Source organism: Enterobacter oligotrophicus, assembly GCF_009176645.1.
GTDB classification, from domain to species: Bacteria; Pseudomonadota; Gammaproteobacteria; order Enterobacterales; family Enterobacteriaceae; genus Enterobacter; species Enterobacter oligotrophicus.
On the sequence record NZ_AP019007.1, the window covers coordinates 3156836 to 3177390 of the forward strand.

Consider the following 20555-nt stretch of genomic DNA (forward strand, 5'->3'; position numbering starts at 1 on the left):
TGTCAAACGCGCGGGCGCTTGCGATACAGCCATAAACCGGGGATCGACAGGCCGATGGAGAGCGCGCCGACAATGGACGATGCCTTGAGGAAATTGCTCAGCAGCAGGATCATTTGCGGTTCGCTGTAGCCGAAGTGGCTGATTTTTACCGCCGAAATCATCGCCGTATAAGCTGAAATGCCCGGAAACATGGGGATCACCGCCGCGACGGTAAAGACCTTGGGATGCGCCAGATACCAGCGCGACCACTGAATGCCGATGCTGCCGACCAGCATGGAGGCCATAAACGTCGACCATTCGATATTAAAGCCCGCCGCCATCATGGCCATGCGTGAGCCGTGACCAATAGCACCCAGCAGTGCACACCACGGCAGCGCACGCTGCGGCACATTGAATACCATCGCAAAACCCACGGCTGGAATAGCAGCCAGCGCCATGTCCTGCGCCAGTGCGAGCAGAAAATAAATTACGCCCATCCGGGTAACCCCCACAAGGTCATCGCCATTACCACGCCGATACAGGTTGCCAACGTCAGCAGGCTGGCTATCGCCCAGCGTGCCAGGCCGGTATTAATGTGCCCTTTAAACATATCAGCAACGGCATTGATTAACGGAAAACCAGGCACCAGTAGCAATACGCTGGCGGCCATCGCGATGGTTGGCGTACTGGCGAACTGGGGCAGACGCAGCAGCAGGCCGGAGACCGTTGTCGCTACAAAGGCGGTGATACAGAAGTTAATTTGTGGATGCAGTTGCCTGTGGGTCAGCAACTGGCGGACATACATGGCAATGCTGCTGGCGAAAAAGGTGATAACCGCGCCGTCCCATCCGCCTTGATTGAGTTTGCAAAAACAGGCGCATGACAGCCCCACCATCAGCACAACCAGCCAGCGTGGGTAACGTAACGGTTTGATTTGGTTGAAGCGTTTATCTATCTCTTTAAGGTCGAGAAGTTTGTGTTCCGCCATAATGACAATATGCTGCACCTCCGTCACGACATGCATATTAATGCCGCGGTCGTGGTTCTTGCGGGTGGATGTCAGGCATTGCCCGTCTTTAATGGTGGTCAGCACAATGGCGTTTGACGAGATGGAGCTTTCCACACTGTCCATCCCGAGCGCCAGCCCGAGCCGTGTCGAAAGTTCCTCGACCAGGGCGCTTTCCGCCCCGTGCTGGAGTAGAAAAAGCCCGCACTGGATACATAGCCGCGTAGTAGCACGTTGCGTTGACTGATCTGCCTGCATGTAATGCCCTGAAGAAAAGAGAGACTGCCTGCCCGTTGGCCCGTAATGCTTACTTTTAGCACAAAGTGCCATGGCCTTTGCTCTGGTCAGATCAAGATTTGTGCAAACAGTTGCAGAGACTTATGGCGCAAAGGGAGGCTTACTTTATTTATATTATGAATGGTTGCTGTGAATATATATAAAAGTCGTATTAAGTTTTTCTAATTTTATATTGTTATTATTTTCATGGTGTACCAATTAAAATTAATTGTTATTTGTGAGATATTAGTCCTGATTTGGGCGATTCTTAATTGACTAAGTATATCTCACATTATGCTTGTATTAACCCGTTTTGCACTCAGGGATGGAAACAGGTTTAACCTTGAAGCGTTTGAACGTTATTCGGTAATTGAAAAGGACATGGAGGGTCTATGACGCCATCGAATGGTAAACATGGAATTGTAATTAGCAGAGTACCCGTTATGCAAAGCGGGTTGGGTGGCGTAATGGCGCGTCATTTTCCCGAGTATGATTTGACGTACTGCCGTTCTTTACAGGAATTAACGCTACTACAGCTGCGCCGCGCAGAGGTCATTATCGCCGATATTTCAGGTGATTATCGGAACCCACGTGGCACGCTTGAGCAGTATTACGGATTGCTGAATCAGTACCGCGATATCCACTGGATATTTTTAGTGTCCCGCCCGCTTTACCCACTCGCCGTAGAGTTGCTCATGCGTCCTGAAACGACGCTGCTGTCAGATCTCGAGCCTATTGAAGGCGTGATAAGCGCTATTCGTGCTGGCAGTGAACGCGCTGAACGGATAAGCCAGACCTTATTAATGCCCGAAACAACCGACCCTGATGATGAGAATGAGCAGTTTGTTGCCCTGACTCACTCCGAGCGCAAGGTGTTACGTCTGCTGGGTAAAGGCTGGGGCATTAACCAAATTGCGACCCTGCTCAAGAAGAGCAACAAAACGATTAGCGCCCAGAAAAACAGTGCGATGCGTCGGTTATCCCTGCGCAGTAATGCCGATATGTACGCGTGGATTAGCAGTACACAAGGAATGCGAGAGCTGAGTTTAATGTCGGCCTATGGAGAGTTCGAGGAATGGAAAAGACCACTGCAACAAGACATATCGCCGTCATCGAAAATTGCACAATGAGTGCTGTCGGGCTGGAGCATCTCTTCGCCATGTCTCCGCTCGATCATTACACATTGCATCTTTTTAACAAATTTGACAGCTTTAAAGCTGCGCTTTCTCATACGCCTTTTTTCTCGGTGATTTATTCGTTGTCCGATGAGCGTGAGGAGCGTCGTAACTGTCTGGCCTGTTTACGGGATCTGGCTTTTACCCATGCTGATATTCAGCGAATTGTGTTGGCTTCTGATGAGATGGAAGCACGGCTAATCAGTCACCTTTCGCCTTCACGCCTTCACGGTATTATTAGTAAGTCGGTTCCGCTTGATCATCTGCTGGAAGGCGTGGTCGCGTTGCTAAGTGAGACACAACGGATCAACGATAACATGCTGAGCCACTGGTATGTCAGCCAGAACCGGATGCTGAGCCCAACTGAGCGGGCGATTTTGCGATATATGTCTTTCGGCTATTCCATACCGGAAATTGCAGCACAGCTGGAACGTAATATTAAAACCATTCGGGCTCACAAGTTCAATGCAATGGTAAAGCTGGGAGTCAATTCAGATGTGGGATTACTGGATGCTGCGGATATTATCAGGCATCTTCCAGCCAGAGACGCGCGTAGCGCGGTATTAAGTACCCCCGTATTTTTATAGCTTTCCTTTCGAGCGCCAGATGCGTTCTGGCGCTCAGATCAAATACAGACATCCACCCATTTCGCTGAAGTCAGTTCCGCCATTCTGTCAGGTGAGATTCGCACAGCACTGTGAATAGCACCCGCTGCGGGCAGCACTTCAGGATACTGTTTCAATGAGACATCACAGTAAACTGAAAGCGGGTTTTCCAGCCCGAAAGGGCAAACGCCACCGACGGGATGACCGGTTACGGTTACCACTTCATCGCTGCTGAGCATGCGCGCTTTCGCGCCAAATGCCTCTTTCAGCTTTTTGTTATCCAGCCGCGCATCTCCTTTTGCAACCACCAGAATCACCTCATTTTTAACCTTCAGGGATAAGGTTTTGGCGATCTGACCCGGCTCAACATTGTGTGCGGCAGCGGCCAGGGCAACGGTCGCGGTGCTTTGACTTAGCTCAATTACTTCTATATCCGGCGCGTTGTCGGCAAAAAACTGCTGTACAGACTGCAAACTCATTGTTTCCTCCTGACAAATATCCTGCGTAATCTGTCATAAGAATTTATGCTCTGTAAATATCTCTTAAGTAACAAATACCCCACAGGCCCGATTTCTGGATCGCCTTCACATTCACAGAAACCGGTTACAGTAACCGGTTGCAGAGCGTGATGCAGAGATTAATACTGAGTACGTAACGTCCCCTGTATCCAATAATAAGAGCAAATTATGAAATCATTCCGTCTGAGCAGTACCGCTGGTACACGAGCCAGCAAGGTTGTGAAGCTGATTTATGGAACAACGTATGGCGTGAATGCGCCCGTAACAAACGTCTGACAGGAGATCTGCTATGTCTGCCAACCATGCTGCGTTTAATTTGATATTCCGTTTCGTTGAGAACTATGTCAGCCCCGTTGCCGGGCGGATCTCTTCCCAGCGTCATGTTATGGCGATCCGTGACGGCTTTATTTCCGCAATGCCGTTTATGATCGTCGGCTCATTTTTGTTAGTGTTCGCTTACCCACCTTTTTCGCCTGATACCACCTGGGGCTTCGCGCGTGCCTGGCTGGATATGGCGAAGCAGTTTGAAGGTCAGATCCTGACGCCGTTTGATATGACGATGGGCATCATGTCCATCTATATCTGTGCGGCAATCGCCTATAACCTGGGTAAACACTACGTTAAGTCGCATCAGCTGGACCCGTTCATGTGCGCGATGCTGTCGCTGATGGCGTTTCTGTTGGTCGCGGCACCGAAAACCAAAGGCACATTACCGGTCGATAGCCTTGGCGGAACCGGTATTTTTACTGCCATTCTGGTGGCAGTGTATTGCGTTGAAATGATGCGTTTCCTGAAGGCGCACAATATCGGCATTCGCCTGCCGGACCAGGTGCCGCCGATGATCAAAAACTCCTTTGATCTGCTAATCCCGGTGCTGGTCGTGGTGTTGACGCTTTATCCGCTGAGCCTGCTGATTCAGTCTCAGTTCGGTATGCTGATCCCTCAGGCCATTATGTCTATTTTCAAACCGTTGGTTTCCGCGGCGGATTCCCTTCCTGCGATCCTGCTGGCGGTTCTGATTGGTCACCTGCTGTGGTTCGCCGGTATCCACGGGGCCGCGATTGTCTCCGGGATGCTGCAGATGTTCTGGTTGACCAACCTGGGGGCAAACCAGACCGCGCTGGCGGCCAGCCTGCCGCTGCCACATATCTTTATGGAAGCCTTCTGGACGTTCTTTATTGTTATCGGCGGTTCAGGAGCCACGATGGGACTGGTTATCTGCTACTTGCGAAGCCGCTCTGCCCACCTGCGTTCAATTGGCCGTTTAAGCGTGGTGCCGAGCTTCTTTAACATCAACGAACCTGTAATTTTCGGTACGCCGATTGTGATGAACCCGGTGTTCTTTATTCCCTTCCTGCTGGCACCAATGGTTAACGCCGTGCTGGCATGGGCGGCGATGAAGTTCGATCTGATTGGTCGCGTGATTTCTGTTGTGCCGTGGACGGCCCCGGCACCGGTAGGGGCCGCATGGGCACTGGGTTGGGATTTCCGTGCAGCCATCCTGGTGATTGTTCTGGCATGCGTATCGGCAATTATCTACTTCCCGTTCTTTAAAGTGTACGAGAAACAGTTGCTGGAGCAGGAAGCGGAAGAAGCACAACGTAATGCCGAAGAGGAAAATCAGCAGATAGCCTGAGTCATGTGCGCCAGGTGGCGGCTTCGCGTCGAGGGATTTGTCGGCCCGGTAAGCGAAGCGCCACCGGGCAATTCATGATTCTACTTCAGCGTGCAATCCCCACACTGCTGAACGTCCGGCAGGCGATAGCGCTGGCAGCAAGTACGACGGACCAGAAGACCGTCACGCGGGACTACCGTCCGGAACAGCGGGTTATCGCGACCATCAGAAAGTTGCTTTGCGAAAAAACAGGACTGGCGCAGTGCATCGACTTTCTCATCACCCAGCAGCGGTTTCATCTCTGTTAAATACCAGTGGATTAAATACCCGGTATTACTCCAGATGAGTTTACCGTTTATCTCACCCGTTTGTTCCAGCGCCTCAATTACCGGAATCAGTGCCCGTGTCACCAGCATTTCCATACGTTCCTGAGCAGATAATTGACGCGCGTTCTGGTCTTCATGAACATCTATCCAGAAGCAGGCCGCGCGGCCCGTCTCGTGGAATTCCACATGGAAATGATCCGGGGAGAGATCCAGCACGCGGTCCTGGGTCAACAACGCCAGCATGACAGGAGGAACCATCAACCCGATGTACCACTGCGCCCACAGGGACAACAGCGGCTTATTCTCTCGTGCCAGCCCTGGTTGATTGCGGTAGATATGATCGGAATAGGCGGCCAGCAGTGACTGCCGTTCCACAGGACGCTGCCACTGTGCCAGCGTCAATGCGTGATGCGGGTGGGTTTCATCGAGCTTGATAAAATCCAGCAGATGGGAGCGGGTTTCGGCAATTTTTTCCCGGATGGCGTCCGCAAGCGTCACACTCCCCGCGGAGAGACTGGCTCGCCAGAGAATCGGTTCAACGGCTTGTGCGGTACGTGTGGCCATAGGATAGGAATCTAAATGATAATGATTGCCAATCCTAACTATTGGTCATACCGATCGCAAGCCTTTTGTCCCGGAAAGGCGAAGCACAGTCAGGCCACGGGCAACTCTTCACTCAGGAGGATGTTATTTCGTCCCATATGTTTTGCTTCATAAAGTGCCTTATCTGCCTTTTCCAGCGCGCCCTCGATATCTTCATTCTCGAAGATGGCAATGCCAATACTGATGGTCACGTTCGTGGCAACGCTTTCGTTAAACATATGCGGGATTTTCAGATCGTACACTTTTTGCCTGATGTGCTCTGCCGTCTGGCGGGCGTGTTCGAGCGGAATGTTGGACAGCAGAACCATAAACTCTTCACCGCCAAAACGAGCCACAATATCGCGTGAACGCACGGCATCACGGATGGCTGCCGAGACACGGATCAGCGCCTGGTCGCCCATCATATGGCCGTAGTGGTCGTTGTATGCCTTAAAGTGGTCAATATCCAGCAGCAATACAAAATGTTCTCCGTTATCGGCTGTTGGAAGGTTCTCCAGTCGATTCTGCAGGCCGCGACGATTATAGAGACCGGTGAGTGGGTCCATCATGCTCAAATCGGTAAGCGTTTCCCGTTCTTCCAGCAGGCGGGAGAGCAGCTCCTGGGCGAAACGATCGTTGCGTCGCTGCAAAACGTGATGAATACCAATAGCGACCATTGGCAGAGCGAATGAATACGCCATCCTGAGCCAGCTATCAGGAGTGCTCAGCCACAGGCAGACCGTAAAAGTGGGCAGTGAATGTAATGTAAAGCCTTTGATGTTACTGACAAAGGCCAGCGATCCTATAAACAGCACAGTTAATAGTGCCATTATTAAATAGGTCGACTGATCGTGCCTGATTAACTCAAATTTAGAGACGATTTGCCAGGCCCATAAAAGACCGAAGATCGCTGAAACAACGGGAATATTTATTTTGCGGTTTCTTTTTTTCCAGTGCCAGATGAGCAGGCCGATGCTGATCGCGAAAATGGCAAACAGGGGAAGAGATAACACGCGCACTGAATAGAGCGGGTTCGTTACCGAGAACAGCGCAGAGGTCGCATTCAGCAATAAAAACAAACGTAACGATAATTGATATTTCTTATTGACTAAAGACCGCCAGGATTGTGATGTCATATTAGTGCGTTTTTAATATTATTAATTAAAACAAATAAATAGGTGTTGGTGTGAAATAGCGAATGCAAGAAATTGAATAATAATTATCAGAAAAATTTTATAGGTTGCTAACCGGTGTGCAATTTATCACCTTACACATTTCCTGTCATTATGGGAAAGGTAAATGTCAGGCAGAAAATCTGCGCCTTTCATGCTGACAAATGATAATCCTTATCATATGATATTGGTTATCATTATCGCTGCGAGAGGGTGAACCATGTTGAGCAGAGCGCTGGGAAGTGGTTGGGGAGTGTTACTGCCTGGGGCAATCATTGGCGGTTTAATGTTTGCCGATCTCTCCATCGACGTCTGGAAAGCGATGATAGTGTCAGGTTTACTGGTGACGTCGGGAATGATCTGGCATAAGCAATTGCGGCACTTTGTGTTGTTACCATCATGCGTCGCGCTGGTCAGTGGAATCCTGGTAATACTGATGAGTTTGAAATAACTGGGAAAAATCAGAGGTACATCAGAAGGGATGTAAGATAATTGGTGCGAGGGGGGGGACTTGAACCCCCACGTCCGTAAGGACACTAACACCTGAAGCTAGCGCGTCTACCAATTCCGCCACCTTCGCACAGTCATCTTACTGATTTGATATCGCCTCGTTGGTGCGAGGGGGGGGACTTGAACCCCCACGTCCGTAAGAACACTAACACCTGAAGCTAGCGCGTCTACCAATTCCGCCACCTTCGCCCAGTGCGAGCAATATCAACGTGATTTATGGTGCGAGGGGGGGGACTTGAACCCCCACGTCCGTAAGGACACTAACACCTGAAGCTAGCGCGTCTACCAATTCCGCCACCTTCGCATACCATCGACACTGTAAAAGTATCGTAACCACGGAGGCGCATTCTAGATGTTTTCAGCTTTACGTCAACAGAAAAATGCGCTCGGGGTTTTAATTGCTGCAAAAATGGCCGTTATGTTTACGCTTTCTTCGCCTGTCGGGTCATCACGGTACGGTAGACCTTAAAGCGTCCCGTCTGGGCGATGACTTCGTGGAAGCCGAAGGTTTCATCCAGCACTTTCGGGTACGGCAGGAAGGCGTTAGCCACGATACGCAATTCACCACCGCTGTTAAGATGGCGAACGGCACCACGAATCAGCGTTTGTGCGGCCTCAAGGCTGGTCTCCATACCGTCGTGGAACGGCGGGTTAGAGATAATCATGTCGAAACGACCGGTGATGTCAGAGAAGACGTTGCTGGCAATCACGTCGCCTTCAATCCCGTTTGCGGCAAGCGTTGCGCGGCTGGCTTCTACCGCCGGGGCGCTGACATCACACAGGGTTAAACGCACTTTTGGCGAATGGCTGGCAAGCACGGTAGCAAGCACACCTGCACCACAGCCAACGTCCAGCACTTTCCCTTTGGTGTGTGGCGTCAGAGTGGAGAGCAGCAGCTTACTGCCCGTGTCCAGCGCGTCACGGCTGAACACGCCCGGCAGCGTTTTGATGGTCAGGCCGTCAAGCTGATACTCATCCCAGAATGCCTGAGCATCAAAGGTGGTCTGTTTTTCCAGACGTCCATGGTACAGACCACAGCGGCGGGCGCTGTCGACTTTGTTCAGTGGCGCGTATGCTTCCAGCATCTGTTCAGCACTACGCACGCCGCTGCGGTTCTCACCGACCACGAAAATATCGCAACCGACGGGCAGCAGAGAAAGCAGGTTCATCAGCTGGAATTGCGCTTCCGGTTTGTTCTTCGGCCAGTAGTAGATCAGCGTGTCGCAGTCGGCGACATCGCTCGGTTCTGCCACCAGGCTAAAACGCGCGCGTTCGCCCATCTGGCGGCTCAGCACCTGCCAGTGGTGGAAATATTGGGTGTGGGCACGGCTTTCAGCACAGTCGAAACGCGCAGGCAGGTCATCCTGCATATCTCCGGCAAACAGAATACGGCTTTGTTCGAAATCATCACTGTGGCGCAGCAAGACTTCACTTGCCGGGGTAAATGCAGACATGAATTGTTCCTCAATAAACTCAGGCGGGGATTATAGTAGGTAGATGGCGCAGTTTCGACACATTTGCTATATTTGCGCGCCTGAGAGACAGGAGTTTTCGCTATGACATCCCGACGAGACTGGCAGTTGCAGCAACTGGGCATCACCCAGTGGGCCTTGCGTCGCCCGACGGCGTTGCAGGGCGAAATCGCTATCTCCATCCCTGCGCATGTTCGCCTGGTGATGGTGGCGGAAGCGCTGCCTGCCCTGAATGAAACGCTGATCGTGGATGTTCTTCGAAGCCTGAAGCTGACGCCCGAACAGGTATTACAACTGACACCAGAAAGGGTTGCGATGCTCCCGCCTGACAGCCGTTGCAACAGCTGGCGAATGGGGGCGGTCGATGACATCGCCTTTGAGGGGAGCCACCTTTGCTCGCCTGTGCTGGAAGAACTAAAAGCCAACCCAAAAGCGCGCAGCGCGCTATGGCAACAAATTTGCGAATATGAACACGATTTCTTCCCTCACGACGCCTGATCTGACAACGGCGTTTGCGATTGAGACGCGCGCCCATGCCTTTCCATGGAGCGAAAAAACGTTTGCCAGCAATCAGGGCGAACGCTATCTGAATTACCGGCTGGATGTTGACGGCACAATGGCCGCGTTTGCCATCACGCAGGTCGTACTGGATGAGGCGACGCTGTTTAATATTGCGGTTGATCCCGCATTTCAGCGCCGTGGGCTGGGAAGGCAACTGCTGGAGCATCTGATTCGCGAACTGGAAACCCGTGACGTTTTCACCCTGTGGCTGGAAGTACGCGCATCGAACGCCGCTGCCATCGCGCTCTATGAAAGCCTGGGCTTTAACGAGGCGACAATTCGCCGTAACTACTACCCCACCGCAGAGGGACGTGAAGACGCCATCATTATGGCTCTGCCGATTGGATAACGAATATAAGGTTGTAACGATGAAATGGGACTGGATTTTCTTTGATGCTGACGAAACGCTGTTTACGTTTGACTCGTTCGGTGGCCTACAGCGGATGTTTCTGGATTATAGTGTTACCTTCACCGCAGAAGATTTTCAGGACTATCAGGCGGTGAATAAACCGCTGTGGGTGGATTACCAGAACGGTGCCATCACCGCGTTACAGCTGCAGCACCAGCGCTTTGATGTCTGGGCGGAGCGGTTGAACGTCAGCCCTGGCTTGCTGAACGATGCGTTTCTCAACGCAATGGCGGATATTTGTGCGCCATTGCCTGGGGCCGTTTCCCTGCTGGATTCACTGAAAGGCAAGGTAAAGCTCGGGATTATCACCAACGGCTTTACCGCGCTTCAACAGATCCGTCTTGAGCGTACCGGCCTGCGCGATCATTTTGACGCGCTGGTGATTTCCGAAGAGGTGGGCGTGCCTAAACCGGACCCGCGCATTTTCGATTATGCGCTGGAACTGGCGGGTAATCCTGACCGCGAGCGTGTCCTGATGGTCGGCGACACCGCTGAATCGGATATACTCGGCGGCATGAACTCCGGCCTGTCGACCGTCTGGCTGAATGCGCACGGCCGTGAACAACCTGAAGGTATCCAGCCGACCTGGACCGTCACGTCATTGAACGAACTGGAGCAGCTCCTGTGTAAACAATGATTGCCTGCCCCCTATTGATGGGTAAAATAGCCGCATTTTTCGTATTCCATGATGCGCGGCCTGCTGCCGCGCTTATATAAGAAGATTTGATTATGACGTTGTCTCCTTATCTGCAAGAGGTGGCCAAGCGCCGCACTTTTGCCATTATCTCGCACCCCGATGCCGGTAAAACGACCATCACTGAGAAGGTGCTGCTGTTCGGACAGGCGATTCAGACTGCCGGTACGGTAAAAGGCCGGGGCTCCAGCCAGCATGCGAAATCCGACTGGATGGAGATGGAAAAACAGCGTGGTATTTCGATTACCACCTCCGTGATGCAGTTCCCGTATCACAACTGCCTGGTGAATCTGCTGGACACCCCTGGCCACGAAGACTTCTCTGAAGATACCTACCGTACGCTGACGGCGGTGGACTGCTGCCTGATGGTCATCGACGCCGCGAAAGGTGTAGAAGACCGTACCCGTAAGCTGATGGAAGTCACCCGTCTGCGCGATACGCCGATCCTGACCTTCATGAACAAACTCGACCGTGACATCCGCGATCCGATGGAGCTGATGGATGAAGTGGAAAACGAGCTGAAGATCGCCTGTGCGCCAATCACCTGGCCGATCGGCTGCGGTAAGCTGTTCAAGGGTGTTTATCATCTTTATAAAGACGAAACCTATCTTTATCAGACCGGTAAAGGCCACACCATTCAGGAAGTGCGCATTGTGAAAGGTCTGGACAACCCGGATCTGGACGCTGCGGTAGGTGAAGAGCTGGCTGCACAGTTGCGTGACGAGCTGGAGCTGGTCAAAGGTGCGTCTCACGAATTCGACAAAGAGCTGTTCCTGAGCGGTGAAATCACTCCGGTCTTCTTTGGTACTGCACTGGGTAACTTCGGTGTTGACCACATGCTCGACGGTCTGGTGGAGTGGGCTCCGCAGCCGATGCCGCGCAAAACAGATACCCGTGAAGTGGAAGCGAAGGAAGAGAAATTCACCGGCTTCGTCTTTAAAATTCAGGCCAACATGGACCCGAAACACCGCGACCGCGTGGCCTTTATGCGTGTGGTGTCCGGCAAATATGAGAAGGGCATGAAGCTGCGCCAGGTGCGCATTGGTAAAGACGTGGTGATTTCCGACGCACTGACCTTTATGGCAGGCGATCGCTCCCACGTTGAAGAAGCGTATCCGGGCGACATCATCGGTCTGCATAACCACGGCACCATCCAGATTGGCGATACCTTCACCCAGGGCGAAATGATGAAGTTCACCGGTATTCCGAACTTCGCGCCGGAACTGTTCCGTCGTATTCGTCTGCGCGATCCGCTGAAGCAGAAACAGCTGCTGAAAGGCCTGGTACAGCTTTCCGAAGAGGGCGCAGTCCAGGTGTTCCGTCCGATTGCCAACAACGACCTGATCGTGGGTGCCGTCGGTGTGCTGCAGTTCGACGTGGTCGTTGCGCGTCTGAAGAGCGAGTACAACGTGGAAGCGATTTACGAATCGGTGAACGTGGCGACGGCGCGCTGGGTTGAGTGTTCCGACGTGAAGAAGTTCGAAGAGTTTAAGCGTAAGAACGAAATTCAGCTGGCGCTGGATGGCGGCGATAACCTGACCTATATCGCGCCAACGATGGTGAACCTGAACCTGACGCAGGAACGTTATCCTGACGTGCAGTTCCGCAAAACACGCGAGCACTAATCCCCTCTCAGAGCACGGCAGCCGCCGTGCTCTTCTTTTATTCCTGTCTTATTAATCCCTTGCGGAATGTTCTTAATTCATCGAATTTTTTCGCTTATCGCTCGTTTTTTACCCGATTCTGAAAGCGACACTGTGATTGTGATCTATATTTAACTCAGTGTTTAACACCGGGCGTGGATGAATTAACTGTTCAATGCATGTCATTTGGTTCTCCATTTCGTCCTGGTGTTTATTCGCAATATATAAAACTAGCAATTAGGGAAGTATGTCGCCCGAATGACGGGCAAAACACAGGAATACATCGATGAATATGACAAGACTGAAGATTTCTAAAACTCTGCTGGCTGTGACGCTGGGTAGCGTTCTGGTAAGTGGTTCTGCTTTTGCGGAAACCAGTACCATGGATAAAGCACAGTCCACTGCCAATAGCGCAGGGGAAAAAATCGATAGCTCTATGAATAAAGTCGGTAATTTCATGGATGACAGCTCTATCACAGCAAAAGTGAAAGCCGCACTGGTGGATGATGAAAACATCAAGAGCACCGATATCTCTGTCAAAACCGACAAAAAAGTGGTCACCCTGAGTGGTTTTGTTGAAAGCCAGGCTCAGGCTGAACAGGCCGTAAAAGTGGCGAAAGGCGTTGAAGGTGTAACGTCCGTGAGCGACAAACTGCACGTTCGTGACAGTAAAAATGCGTCAGTGAAAGGTTATGCCGGGGATGCGGCAACTACCAGTGAAATCAAAGCTAAACTATTAGCGGATGACATCGTACCTTCACGTAAAGTGAAAGTTGAAACGACCGATGGTGTGGTTCAGCTTTCCGGTACGGTAGATTCACAGGCACAAATTGAACGTGCCGAAACGATCGCGAAAGCGATTGATGGTGTGAAAAGCGTCAAAAATGATCTGAAAGCGAAGTAAATCATCATTCGCCCGTTTGGCTGAGGCCAGCGGGTGAAATAAGAACGACACTGGAATAACGCCGGTGAGTGACCTGAGCGCTCACGTTTAGCGGCCGACATTAACTATGGTAAAGGAGAGGCTTATGTTTCGTTGGGGCATTATATTTCTGGTTATCGCGTTAATTGCCGCCGCACTGGGCTTTGGCGGACTGGCGGGTACAGCGGCATGGGCAGCGAAAATTGTCTTCGTCGTGGGTATCATCCTGTTCCTGGTCAGCCTGTTTACGGGTCGACGCCGTCCTTAGCAAAACGCTATCTGAGAATACCAACCAAAGCCAGTCCATGTGACTGGCTTTTTCTCGTTTGAGTCCCAGGGCCGATGTGCGTTACTGTGTCTTAACAGAACAACTAAAAACAGGAAAGCAGAGGTGGGACAGCGAATTCCCGTTACGCTCGGCAATATTGCGCCGCTGGCGTTAAAGCCGTTTCGCGCAGGTCAGCTTGCACTGGTATGTGAAGGTGGCGGACAGCGCGGCATTTTCACCGCCGGTGTGCTGGACGAATTTATGCGCGCGCAATTCAACCCGTTCGACCTCTACTTTGGCACCTCTGCCGGGGCACAGAACCTCTCCGCCTATGTCTGCAACCAGCCGGGCTACGCGCGCAAAGTCATTATGCGCTATACCACCTCAAAGGAATTTTTTAATCCGGTGCGCTTTGTGCGCGGTGGAAACCTGATCGACCTCGACTGGTTGCTGGATTCTACTTCCAGCCAGATGCCGCTGGCGATGGATACCGCTGCGCGTCTGTTCGATACCGGGAAAGAATTCTGGATGTGTGCCAGCCGGGGTGATGATTACTCACCGGGCTATTTCTCTCCGCAGAAAGAGAACTGGCTGGATATCATTCGCGCCTCCAGCGCCATTCCTGGTTTTTATCGTTCTGGCGCATTGCTGGATGGCATCAGCTATCTCGACGGCGGTATCAGCGATGCGGTGCCGGTTCAGGAAGCGGCACGGCGGGGGGCGAAAACCATTGTTGTCATCCGCACGGTGCCTTCGCAAATGTACTACACCCCGCAGTGGTTTAAGCGCATGGAACGCTGGCTGGGCGACAGCAGCCTGCAGCCGCTGGTGAACATCGCAAAGCTGCATGAATCGACTTACGGTGCGATGCAGCGTTTTATCGAAAAACCGCCGGGAAAACTGCGCATCTTTGAAATTTATCCGCCTAAGCCGCTGGTGAGCATGGCGCTGGGCAGTCGCTTACCGGCGTTGCGTATGGATTACAAAACAGGGCGGCTGTGCGGGCGTTACTTCCTGGCAACGGTGGGTAAAATGCTGGCGGAGCAACCTCCGATTCATCGACATAAACGCATTATTACGCCACCCGCCATTGTCGCTAATGATCCACTGGCCGTGCCGCTGGTGGATGTTCCGCAGGCGAACGATGTTCCACTGGATAACGAGGATCTGGCGTGATGCACCGCTTTATCGACACGCACTGCCACTTTGATTTTCCGCCGTTTACTGGTGATGAAGCGCAAAGTATCAAACGCGCGGCGGCGGCAGGCGTTAAGGCAATCGTTGTGCCCGCGACTGAAGCCGCACATTTCGACAGGGTTTTAGAGCTTGCTCGCCACCACGAGGCGCTGTATGCCGCGCTGGGCCTGCATCCCATCGTCATTGAGCATCATACGGATGATCATGTTGACAGGCTGGATGCCCTCTTACAAACGGCAGAAAAGAAGCTGGTCGCGATTGGTGAGATCGGCCTCGATCTTTATCGCGAGGCTCCGCATTTTGAACGCCAGCAAACGATCCTCGACGCGCAGCTCCGTCTGGCAAAGCGCCACGATCTGCCGGTGATCCTTCACTCCCGGCGTACCCACGATAAACTGGCGATGCACCTGAAACGCATCGATCTGCCGCGCAAGGGCGTTGTGCACGGTTTTTCCGGCAGCCTGCAGCAGGCGCAGCGTTTTATCGATCTGGGCTATAAAATTGGCGTCGGGGGGACGATCACCTATCCCCGCGCCAGCAAAACCCGCGACGTGATGGCACAACTACCGCTTACCTCCCTGCTGCTGGAAACGGATGCCCCCGACATGCCGCTGAACGGTTTTCAGGGGCAGCCTAATCGCCCGGAACAGGCGGCGCGCGTGTTTGCTACGCTGTGCGAACTTCGCGATGAGCCAGAAGAGGTGATTGCGAATGCGCTGCTTGAGAATACCCGCTCGGTCTTTGGCATTACGCTATAGATAAAGTGCCGGGCGGATGACTGTAACCTTCTGTTTTTCAAGCGCCAGCGCCAGCGGTTCTATATCCTCCGGTGTTGCACTGCGCCATGTTGCCGCTTCACCGTATACCCCGTGGGCGTGAAATGCGTTGATTCGCACCGGAATGTTCCCAAGCCCGTGGATAAATGTCGTCAGCGGCTTCAGATGTTCCAGATAATCACACTGGTCAGGGATCACCAGCAACCGCAGTTCCGTCAGGCGTTGATGCTGCGCCAGCCAGCGAATACTTTGCTTAATCTGCGGATTCTCGCGGCCGGTCAGGAAGCGATGGTGTTCATTTCCCCAGGCTTTCAGATCCAGCATGGCACCATCCAGTACGGGCAGTAGTTTCTGCCAGCCGGTTTCGCTCAACAAACCATTGCTATCCACCAGGCAGGTGAGGTGGCGTAGTGCGGGATCGGCTTTGATCGCCGTGAAAAGAGCGATCAAAAACGGCAGTTGCGTTGTCGCCTCGCCGCCGCTCACGGTGACTCCCTCAATAAACGGCGCGGCTCTGCGGATCTGGGTAAGGACCTCTTCCACGCTGAAGCGGTGCGCCATCGGCGTTGCCTGCTGCGGGCACAGGTGCAGGCAGGTATCACACTGGTGGCAGTCACTCTCCTGCCACCAGACGCGTCCGGCCTGAATGCTTAACGCATCGTGCGGGCAGTGAGGCACACAGTCGCCGCAGTCGTTGCAGCGTCCGATCGTCCACGGGTTGTGGCAGGTTTTGCAGCGCAGGTTACAGCCCTGCAGGAACAGCGCCAGGCGGCTGCCCGGCCCGTCCACGCAGGAGAAGGGGATAATCTGACTAACTAAAGCGCATCTGTTGTTCATGGCTTATCACGCGCGGCTGACGTTCCAGAATGCGGGTATTGCGTGCAGCTTCTTCGCCAAGCCAGGTGGTGTTAGTACGCGATCCGGCTTCGCGGTATTTTTCCAGGTCCGATAACCGCACCATATACCCGGTGACGCGCACCAGATCGTTACCCGCCACGTTAGCGGTGAATTCCCGCATCCCCGCATTGAACGCGCCCAGGCAAAGCTGAACGACCGCCTGCGGGTTGCGTTTCACCGTTGTTTCCAGCGTCAGGATGTCGCTGATACCGGCGTGGTAAAACTGATGATGTGGGGCGACGGCCAGCAGATGGCTGACTGGGTCCGGTTCATCACCGTAAGGCAGACGTGCGCCAGGCGTAGTGCCTGTGTCAGAGCTGATCCCCGACTGCGCATGAAGCATTGCCCGCTGTTTCCAGCCATATTTCACCGGCGTGTTTTCAACAAACGCCGCAAGCTGTTCGCTGATGCGATAGCCCAGCGCGTTGGCCTGCTCATCTTTACCGTAACGGCTCGCAAGACCTTCTTTTTCGCAGAGCGTGTTCACCGCTTCCGCCAGACCGTACATGCCAAACATCGGCACAAAACGATCGGCATCAATCAGCCCCTCTTTCACCAGGAAGCTATTCTCAAAGAAGGCGGATTTTTCATACAGGAACGTGCAGCGGGCATCAATGATGGCTATCTGCTGCTGGCAGTAGTGCGGCAAGGTGCGGGTGAAGAAGTCTTCGATTGATTCGCTGTGTTCTGCAATCGCTTTCAGGTTGAGGCGCACCAGCGTGCTGCCACCGCCTGCAAGCGGCAGGGAGTTGTAACAGCTCACCACACCATAGCGACCTTTTGTGAAAATTTTATCATTCACCGGACCATTAGAAACATGCGGTTTGCTGCATTCACAAATGTTTTTCGCCACGTTGAGCAGCAGATCTTGCGGGGTGATATCAGGATCATAAATAAAGGTCAGATTAGGCGTAACCTGCTTCAGTTCTGCATCGGCACGCAGAATGGCGCGGGTGGCAGGGGTATCAGCCGGGCCGATATTGGCATGCATAAAGGCATCCGGCAGCGTTCTGTCGAGATAGCGCCAGAAACGTTTTATTCGGCTATCGATCTCTTCTTGTGTTAGAATTCTAACATATGGTTGCAGCAACGCATCGAGCTGGCCCAGATAAACGGGCATTGATGTGACGGACGGAACATGGTGGTAAAGAATCGTGAGCAGCGAGAGGGCATCGTCGAGATCTTTTGCCCCTTCCAGCTCCAGCCATTCTGAACCGTTAGCCAGGAATTTTTCATAATCCGGCAGAACGTAGCGCGGTTTGTAAGGCGCATGGCCTTCGAACATGTCGCAGATAAAGCCCTCGTCCAGCGCGGCGCGGGCCGCCTGGGGAAGCGGTGGATAGGGCAAATTGTTTTCCGCTTCCAGCGCCAGAAAGTGACGTTTTTGCTCCGGGCTCAATACCGGGCTTGTCACAATATGCTGGCAACGTTGTTGCAGGTCATCGGGGCTGGAGTGGGACATATTCGCTTCCTTTAGTGTTCTGCGGATGATGCACAGATTGTAGGAAGTCGTTCTGTTGAGGCTTTTGATCCGACACGGTGTATCGCTGCTTTAGCCAGCAGTTAGCGAATAAAAATTTGAGTCAGATCTCATTACAGTAATGCAAATTTGTACGAAGTTTTCATTAACTGTGATGAATGTCGAAGTGTAGATGCGGGTGAATGTTAGAATACTCACAGACCCGCAAGGTAAAATTGATACGGCACTGCCGTTGGAGAATGTTATGACCGATTTAACTGCAAGCAGCCTGCGCGCGTTGAAACTGATGGACCTGACCACCCTGAACGATGACGACACTAATGAGAAAGTCATCGCCCTGTGCCATCAGGCGAAAACGCCCGTCGGTAACACCGCAGCCATCTGTATCTACCCGCGCTTTATCCCGATTGCCCGTAAGACGCTGAAAGAGCAGGGCACGCCGGACGTGCGCATTGCAACCGTGACTAACTTCCCGCATGGCAACGACGACATCGAGATTGCGCTGGCGGAAACCCGCGCGGCGATTGCCTACGGCGCTGACGAAGTTGACGTGGTGTTCCCGTACCGCGCGCTGATCGCGGGCAACGAGCAGGTCGGTTTTGACCTGGTGAAAGCCTGTAAAGACGCGTGCGCGGCGGCAAACGTGCTGCTGAAAGTGATCATCGAAACCGGCGAGCTGAAAGAAGAGGCGTTGATTCGTAAAGCGTCTGAAATCTCCATCAACGCCGGTGCGGATTTCATCAAAACGTCTACCGGTAAAGTGCCGGTCAACGCCACGCCAGAAAGCGCACGCATCATGATGGAAGTGATCCGTGATATGGGCGTGTCTAAAACTGTTGGCTTCAAGCCTGCGGGCGGTGTGCGTACGGCTGAAGACGCGCAGCAGTTCCTGGCGATTGCGGATGAACTGTTCGGCGCAGACTGGGCGGATTCCCGTCACTACCGTTTCGGCGCATCCAGCCTGCTGGCAAGCCTGCTGAAAGCGCTGGGTCACGGCGACGGTAAGAGCGCAAGCAGCTACTGATTGCCAGACAACGCCGGATGACGCTTCGCTTATCCGGCCTACAGGATCGTAGGGCGGGTAAGCGTAGCGCCACCCGCCACAATTCCCCCGATTCCGCATGGAGGTTTCCGTGTTTCTCGCACAAGAAATTATTCGTAAAAAACGTGATGGTCATGCATTAAGCGACGAAGAGATCCGCTTCTTTATCAACGGCATTCGTGACAACACCGTCTCTGAAGGGCAGATTGCGGCTCTGGCGATGACCATTTTCTTCCACGATATGTCGATGCCTGAGCGGGTATCGCTGACCATGGCGATGCGAGATTCAGGAACCGTCCTCGACTGGAAGAGCCTCAACCTCAACGGCCCGATTGTGGATAAGCACTCCACCGGCGGCGTGGGTGACGTGACCTCCCTGATGCTTGGCCCAATGGTGGCGGCCTGCGGTGGTTACATCCCGATGATCTCCGGGCGCGGCCTGGGCCATACTGGCGGCACGCTCGACAAACTGGAAGCCATTCCGGGCTTCGATATCTTCCCGGATGACAACCGCTTCCGCGACATTATTAAAGACGTTGGTGTGGCGATTATCGGCCAGACCAGCTCTCTTGCTCCGGCAGACAAGCGTTTCTACGCGACGCGCGATATTACCGCAACCGTAGACTCCATCCCGCTGATCACCGCTTCTATCCTTGCCAAAAAACTGGCAGAAGGACTGGACGCGCTGGTGATGGACGTGAAGGTGGGCAGCGGCGCGTTTATGCCAACCTATGAACTTTCTGCTGCGTTGGCTGAAGCGATCGTGGGCGTCTCCAATGGCGCAGGCGTGCGCACCACCGCGCTGCTGACGGATATGAACCAGGTTCTGGCCTCCAGCGCCGGTAACGCCGTTGAAGTGCGTGAAGCCGTGCAGTTCCTGACGGGTGAATACCGTAATCCGCGTCTGCTTGATGTGACAATGGCGCTGTGCGTGGAAATGCTGATCTCCGGCAAGCTCGCCAAAGACGACGCAGACGCCCGTGCGAAACTGCAGGCGGTGCTGGACAATGGCAAAGCAGCAGAGATCTTTGGCCGTATGGTTGCGGCGCAGAAAGGCCCGACCGATTTCGTAGAAAACTACGCCAAATATCTGCCAACCGCGACGCTCAGCAAAGCGGTTTATGCGGATACGGAAGGCTTTGTGTCGGGAATGGATACCCGTGCGCTCGGTATGGCGGTGGTATCGATGGGCGGCGGACGTCGTCAGGCATCGGACACCATTGATTACAGCGTCGGCTTCACTGATATGGCCCGTCTGGGCGACAGCGTTGACGGCCAACGTCCGCTGGCGGTGATCCACGCCAAAGACGAAGCCAGCTGGCAGGACGCGGCGAAAGCAGTGAAAGCGGCAATCACGCTTGACGATAAAGCACCGGAAAGCACACCTACGGTCTATCGTCGTATCACCGAATAACGGTATACTGATCTGA

General features: G+C 53.2%; 22 protein-coding genes and 3 tRNA genes. 14 read left to right on the top strand and 11 right to left on the bottom strand.

Annotated features, from left to right (window positions below; all coding sequences use genetic code 11):
• Positions 1–2: 2 nt before the first annotated feature.
• Together EoCCA6_RS15140 and EoCCA6_RS15145 are read right to left on the bottom strand one after the other, a co-directional pair.
• Entirely contained in the window at positions 3–476 is a 474-nt protein-coding gene (locus tag EoCCA6_RS15140; protein WP_152083342.1) for a threonine/serine exporter, read from the bottom strand.
• Complete coding sequence (locus EoCCA6_RS15145; protein WP_152083343.1) at positions 467–1243, bottom strand: threonine/serine exporter family protein; 777 nt, start codon at positions 1241–1243, stop codon at positions 467–469. The genes EoCCA6_RS15140 and EoCCA6_RS15145 overlap by 10 nt, the downstream gene beginning before the upstream one ends.
• A 410-nt stretch (positions 1244–1653) precedes the next feature.
• On the opposite strand from EoCCA6_RS15145, the gene EoCCA6_RS15150 reads away from it, so the two are divergent.
• Together EoCCA6_RS15150 and bglJ are read left to right on the top strand one after the other, a co-directional pair.
• Complete coding sequence (locus EoCCA6_RS15150) at positions 1654–2391, top strand: helix-turn-helix transcriptional regulator (RefSeq protein ID WP_152083344.1); 738 nt, start codon at positions 1654–1656, stop codon at positions 2389–2391.
• A complete protein-coding gene (gene bglJ, locus EoCCA6_RS15155) occupies positions 2388–3023 on the top strand; it encodes a DNA-binding transcriptional activator BglJ (protein WP_152084464.1) in 636 nt (211 codons plus the stop codon). Before EoCCA6_RS15150 ends, bglJ begins: the two co-directional genes overlap by 4 nt.
• Before the next feature lie 38 nt (positions 3024–3061).
• On the opposite strand, the gene EoCCA6_RS15160 is transcribed toward bglJ, so the two are convergent.
• A complete protein-coding gene (locus tag EoCCA6_RS15160) occupies positions 3062–3520 on the bottom strand; it encodes a YbaK/EbsC family protein (protein ID WP_152083345.1) in 459 nt (152 codons plus the stop codon).
• A 328-nt stretch (positions 3521–3848) separates the two neighbouring features.
• Here EoCCA6_RS15160 and EoCCA6_RS15165 point away from each other — a divergent pair, with 328 nt between their 5' ends.
• Positions 3849–5195, top strand: a complete 1347-nt coding sequence (locus EoCCA6_RS15165) for a PTS sugar transporter subunit IIC (RefSeq protein WP_152083346.1) — start codon at positions 3849–3851, stop codon at positions 5193–5195.
• Positions 5196–5275: 80 nt separating this feature from the next.
• Here EoCCA6_RS15165 and fhuF read toward each other — a convergent pair whose 3' ends face one another.
• The gene (fhuF, locus tag EoCCA6_RS15170; protein WP_152083347.1) at positions 5276–6064 is read right to left on the bottom strand and encodes a siderophore-iron reductase FhuF; all 789 of its coding nucleotides are present in this window, start codon (positions 6062–6064) and stop codon (positions 5276–5278) included.
• Between the two features lie 89 nt (positions 6065–6153).
• A complete protein-coding gene (locus EoCCA6_RS15175) occupies positions 6154–7218 on the bottom strand; it encodes a GGDEF domain-containing protein (RefSeq protein ID WP_152083348.1) in 1065 nt (354 codons plus the stop codon).
• A gap of 256 nt (positions 7219–7474) precedes the next feature.
• Here EoCCA6_RS15175 and EoCCA6_RS15180 point away from each other — a divergent pair, with 256 nt between their 5' ends.
• Complete coding sequence (locus tag EoCCA6_RS15180) at positions 7475–7705, top strand: DUF1435 domain-containing protein (protein ID WP_152083349.1); 231 nt, start codon at positions 7475–7477, stop codon at positions 7703–7705.
• A 42-nt stretch (positions 7706–7747) separates the two neighbouring features.
• On the opposite strand, the gene EoCCA6_RS15185 is transcribed toward EoCCA6_RS15180, so the two are convergent.
• The 4 genes from EoCCA6_RS15185 to rsmC all read right to left on the bottom strand — a co-directional run bounded on the left by EoCCA6_RS15185 (position 7748) and on the right by rsmC (position 9218).
• A tRNA-Leu gene (locus tag EoCCA6_RS15185) sits at positions 7748–7834 on the bottom strand.
• Positions 7835–7866: 32 nt separating this feature from the next.
• Positions 7867–7953 (bottom strand) — tRNA-Leu (locus EoCCA6_RS15190).
• A gap of 28 nt (positions 7954–7981) precedes the next feature.
• Positions 7982–8068: transfer RNA gene (locus EoCCA6_RS15195), tRNA-Leu, on the bottom strand.
• Between the two features lie 118 nt (positions 8069–8186).
• Positions 8187–9218 carry a 16S rRNA (guanine(1207)-N(2))-methyltransferase RsmC gene (rsmC, locus tag EoCCA6_RS15200; protein WP_152083350.1) on the bottom strand — a complete coding sequence of 344 codons (1032 nt, stop codon included), beginning with the start codon at positions 9216–9218 and terminating at the stop codon, positions 8187–8189.
• A 102-nt stretch (positions 9219–9320) separates the two neighbouring features.
• Between rsmC and EoCCA6_RS15205 the strand changes: the two genes are divergently transcribed.
• The 8 genes from EoCCA6_RS15205 (at position 9321) to EoCCA6_RS15240 (ending at position 15688) form a co-directional block, all read left to right on the top strand.
• Positions 9321–9734: a DNA polymerase III subunit psi gene (locus EoCCA6_RS15205; RefSeq protein ID WP_152083351.1), complete on the top strand. Its 414-nt coding sequence runs from the start codon at positions 9321–9323 to the stop codon at positions 9732–9734.
• The gene (gene rimI / locus EoCCA6_RS15210) at positions 9703–10146 is read left to right on the top strand and encodes a ribosomal protein S18-alanine N-acetyltransferase (protein ID WP_152083352.1); all 444 of its coding nucleotides are present in this window, start codon (positions 9703–9705) and stop codon (positions 10144–10146) included. The genes EoCCA6_RS15205 and rimI overlap by 32 nt, the downstream gene beginning before the upstream one ends.
• A 19-nt stretch (positions 10147–10165) precedes the next feature.
• Positions 10166–10843: a pyrimidine 5'-nucleotidase gene (gene yjjG / locus EoCCA6_RS15215; protein ID WP_152083353.1), complete on the top strand. Its 678-nt coding sequence runs from the start codon at positions 10166–10168 to the stop codon at positions 10841–10843.
• Positions 10844–10935: 92 nt separating this feature from the next.
• Positions 10936–12525, top strand: a complete 1590-nt coding sequence (gene prfC / locus EoCCA6_RS15220) for a peptide chain release factor 3 (RefSeq protein ID WP_152083354.1) — start codon at positions 10936–10938, stop codon at positions 12523–12525.
• A 304-nt stretch (positions 12526–12829) separates the two neighbouring features.
• Complete coding sequence (gene osmY, locus EoCCA6_RS15225) at positions 12830–13447, top strand: molecular chaperone OsmY (RefSeq protein ID WP_152083355.1); 618 nt, start codon at positions 12830–12832, stop codon at positions 13445–13447.
• A gap of 124 nt (positions 13448–13571) precedes the next feature.
• Positions 13572–13733: a DUF1328 domain-containing protein gene (locus tag EoCCA6_RS15230; protein WP_003856556.1), complete on the top strand. Its 162-nt coding sequence runs from the start codon at positions 13572–13574 to the stop codon at positions 13731–13733.
• Positions 13734–13856: 123 nt separating this feature from the next.
• The gene (locus EoCCA6_RS15235) at positions 13857–14909 is read left to right on the top strand and encodes a patatin-like phospholipase family protein (RefSeq protein WP_152083356.1); all 1053 of its coding nucleotides are present in this window, start codon (positions 13857–13859) and stop codon (positions 14907–14909) included.
• Positions 14906–15688, top strand: a complete 783-nt coding sequence (locus EoCCA6_RS15240; protein ID WP_152083357.1) for a TatD family hydrolase — start codon at positions 14906–14908, stop codon at positions 15686–15688. Before EoCCA6_RS15235 ends, EoCCA6_RS15240 begins: the two co-directional genes overlap by 4 nt.
• Here the strand turns inward: EoCCA6_RS15240 and EoCCA6_RS15245 are convergent.
• Positions 15683–16543, bottom strand: coding sequence for a YjjW family glycine radical enzyme activase (locus tag EoCCA6_RS15245; protein WP_152083358.1), 861 nt, complete (start codon positions 16541–16543; stop codon positions 15683–15685). The two genes, EoCCA6_RS15240 and EoCCA6_RS15245, sit on opposite strands and share 6 nt — an antisense overlap.
• On the bottom strand, positions 16518–18065 hold the full coding sequence (locus EoCCA6_RS15250) for a YjjI family glycine radical enzyme (RefSeq protein WP_152083359.1): 1548 nt from the start codon (positions 18063–18065) through the stop codon (positions 16518–16520). Before EoCCA6_RS15250 ends, EoCCA6_RS15245 begins: the two co-directional genes overlap by 26 nt.
• A gap of 262 nt (positions 18066–18327) precedes the next feature.
• Here EoCCA6_RS15250 and deoC point away from each other — a divergent pair, with 262 nt between their 5' ends.
• Positions 18328–19107, top strand: coding sequence for a deoxyribose-phosphate aldolase (gene deoC, locus EoCCA6_RS15255; protein WP_198440042.1), 780 nt, complete (start codon positions 18328–18330; stop codon positions 19105–19107).
• Between the two features lie 109 nt (positions 19108–19216).
• On the top strand, positions 19217–20539 hold the full coding sequence (deoA, locus tag EoCCA6_RS15260; RefSeq protein WP_152083360.1) for a thymidine phosphorylase: 1323 nt from the start codon (positions 19217–19219) through the stop codon (positions 20537–20539).
• Positions 20540–20555: the final 16 nt, after the last annotated feature.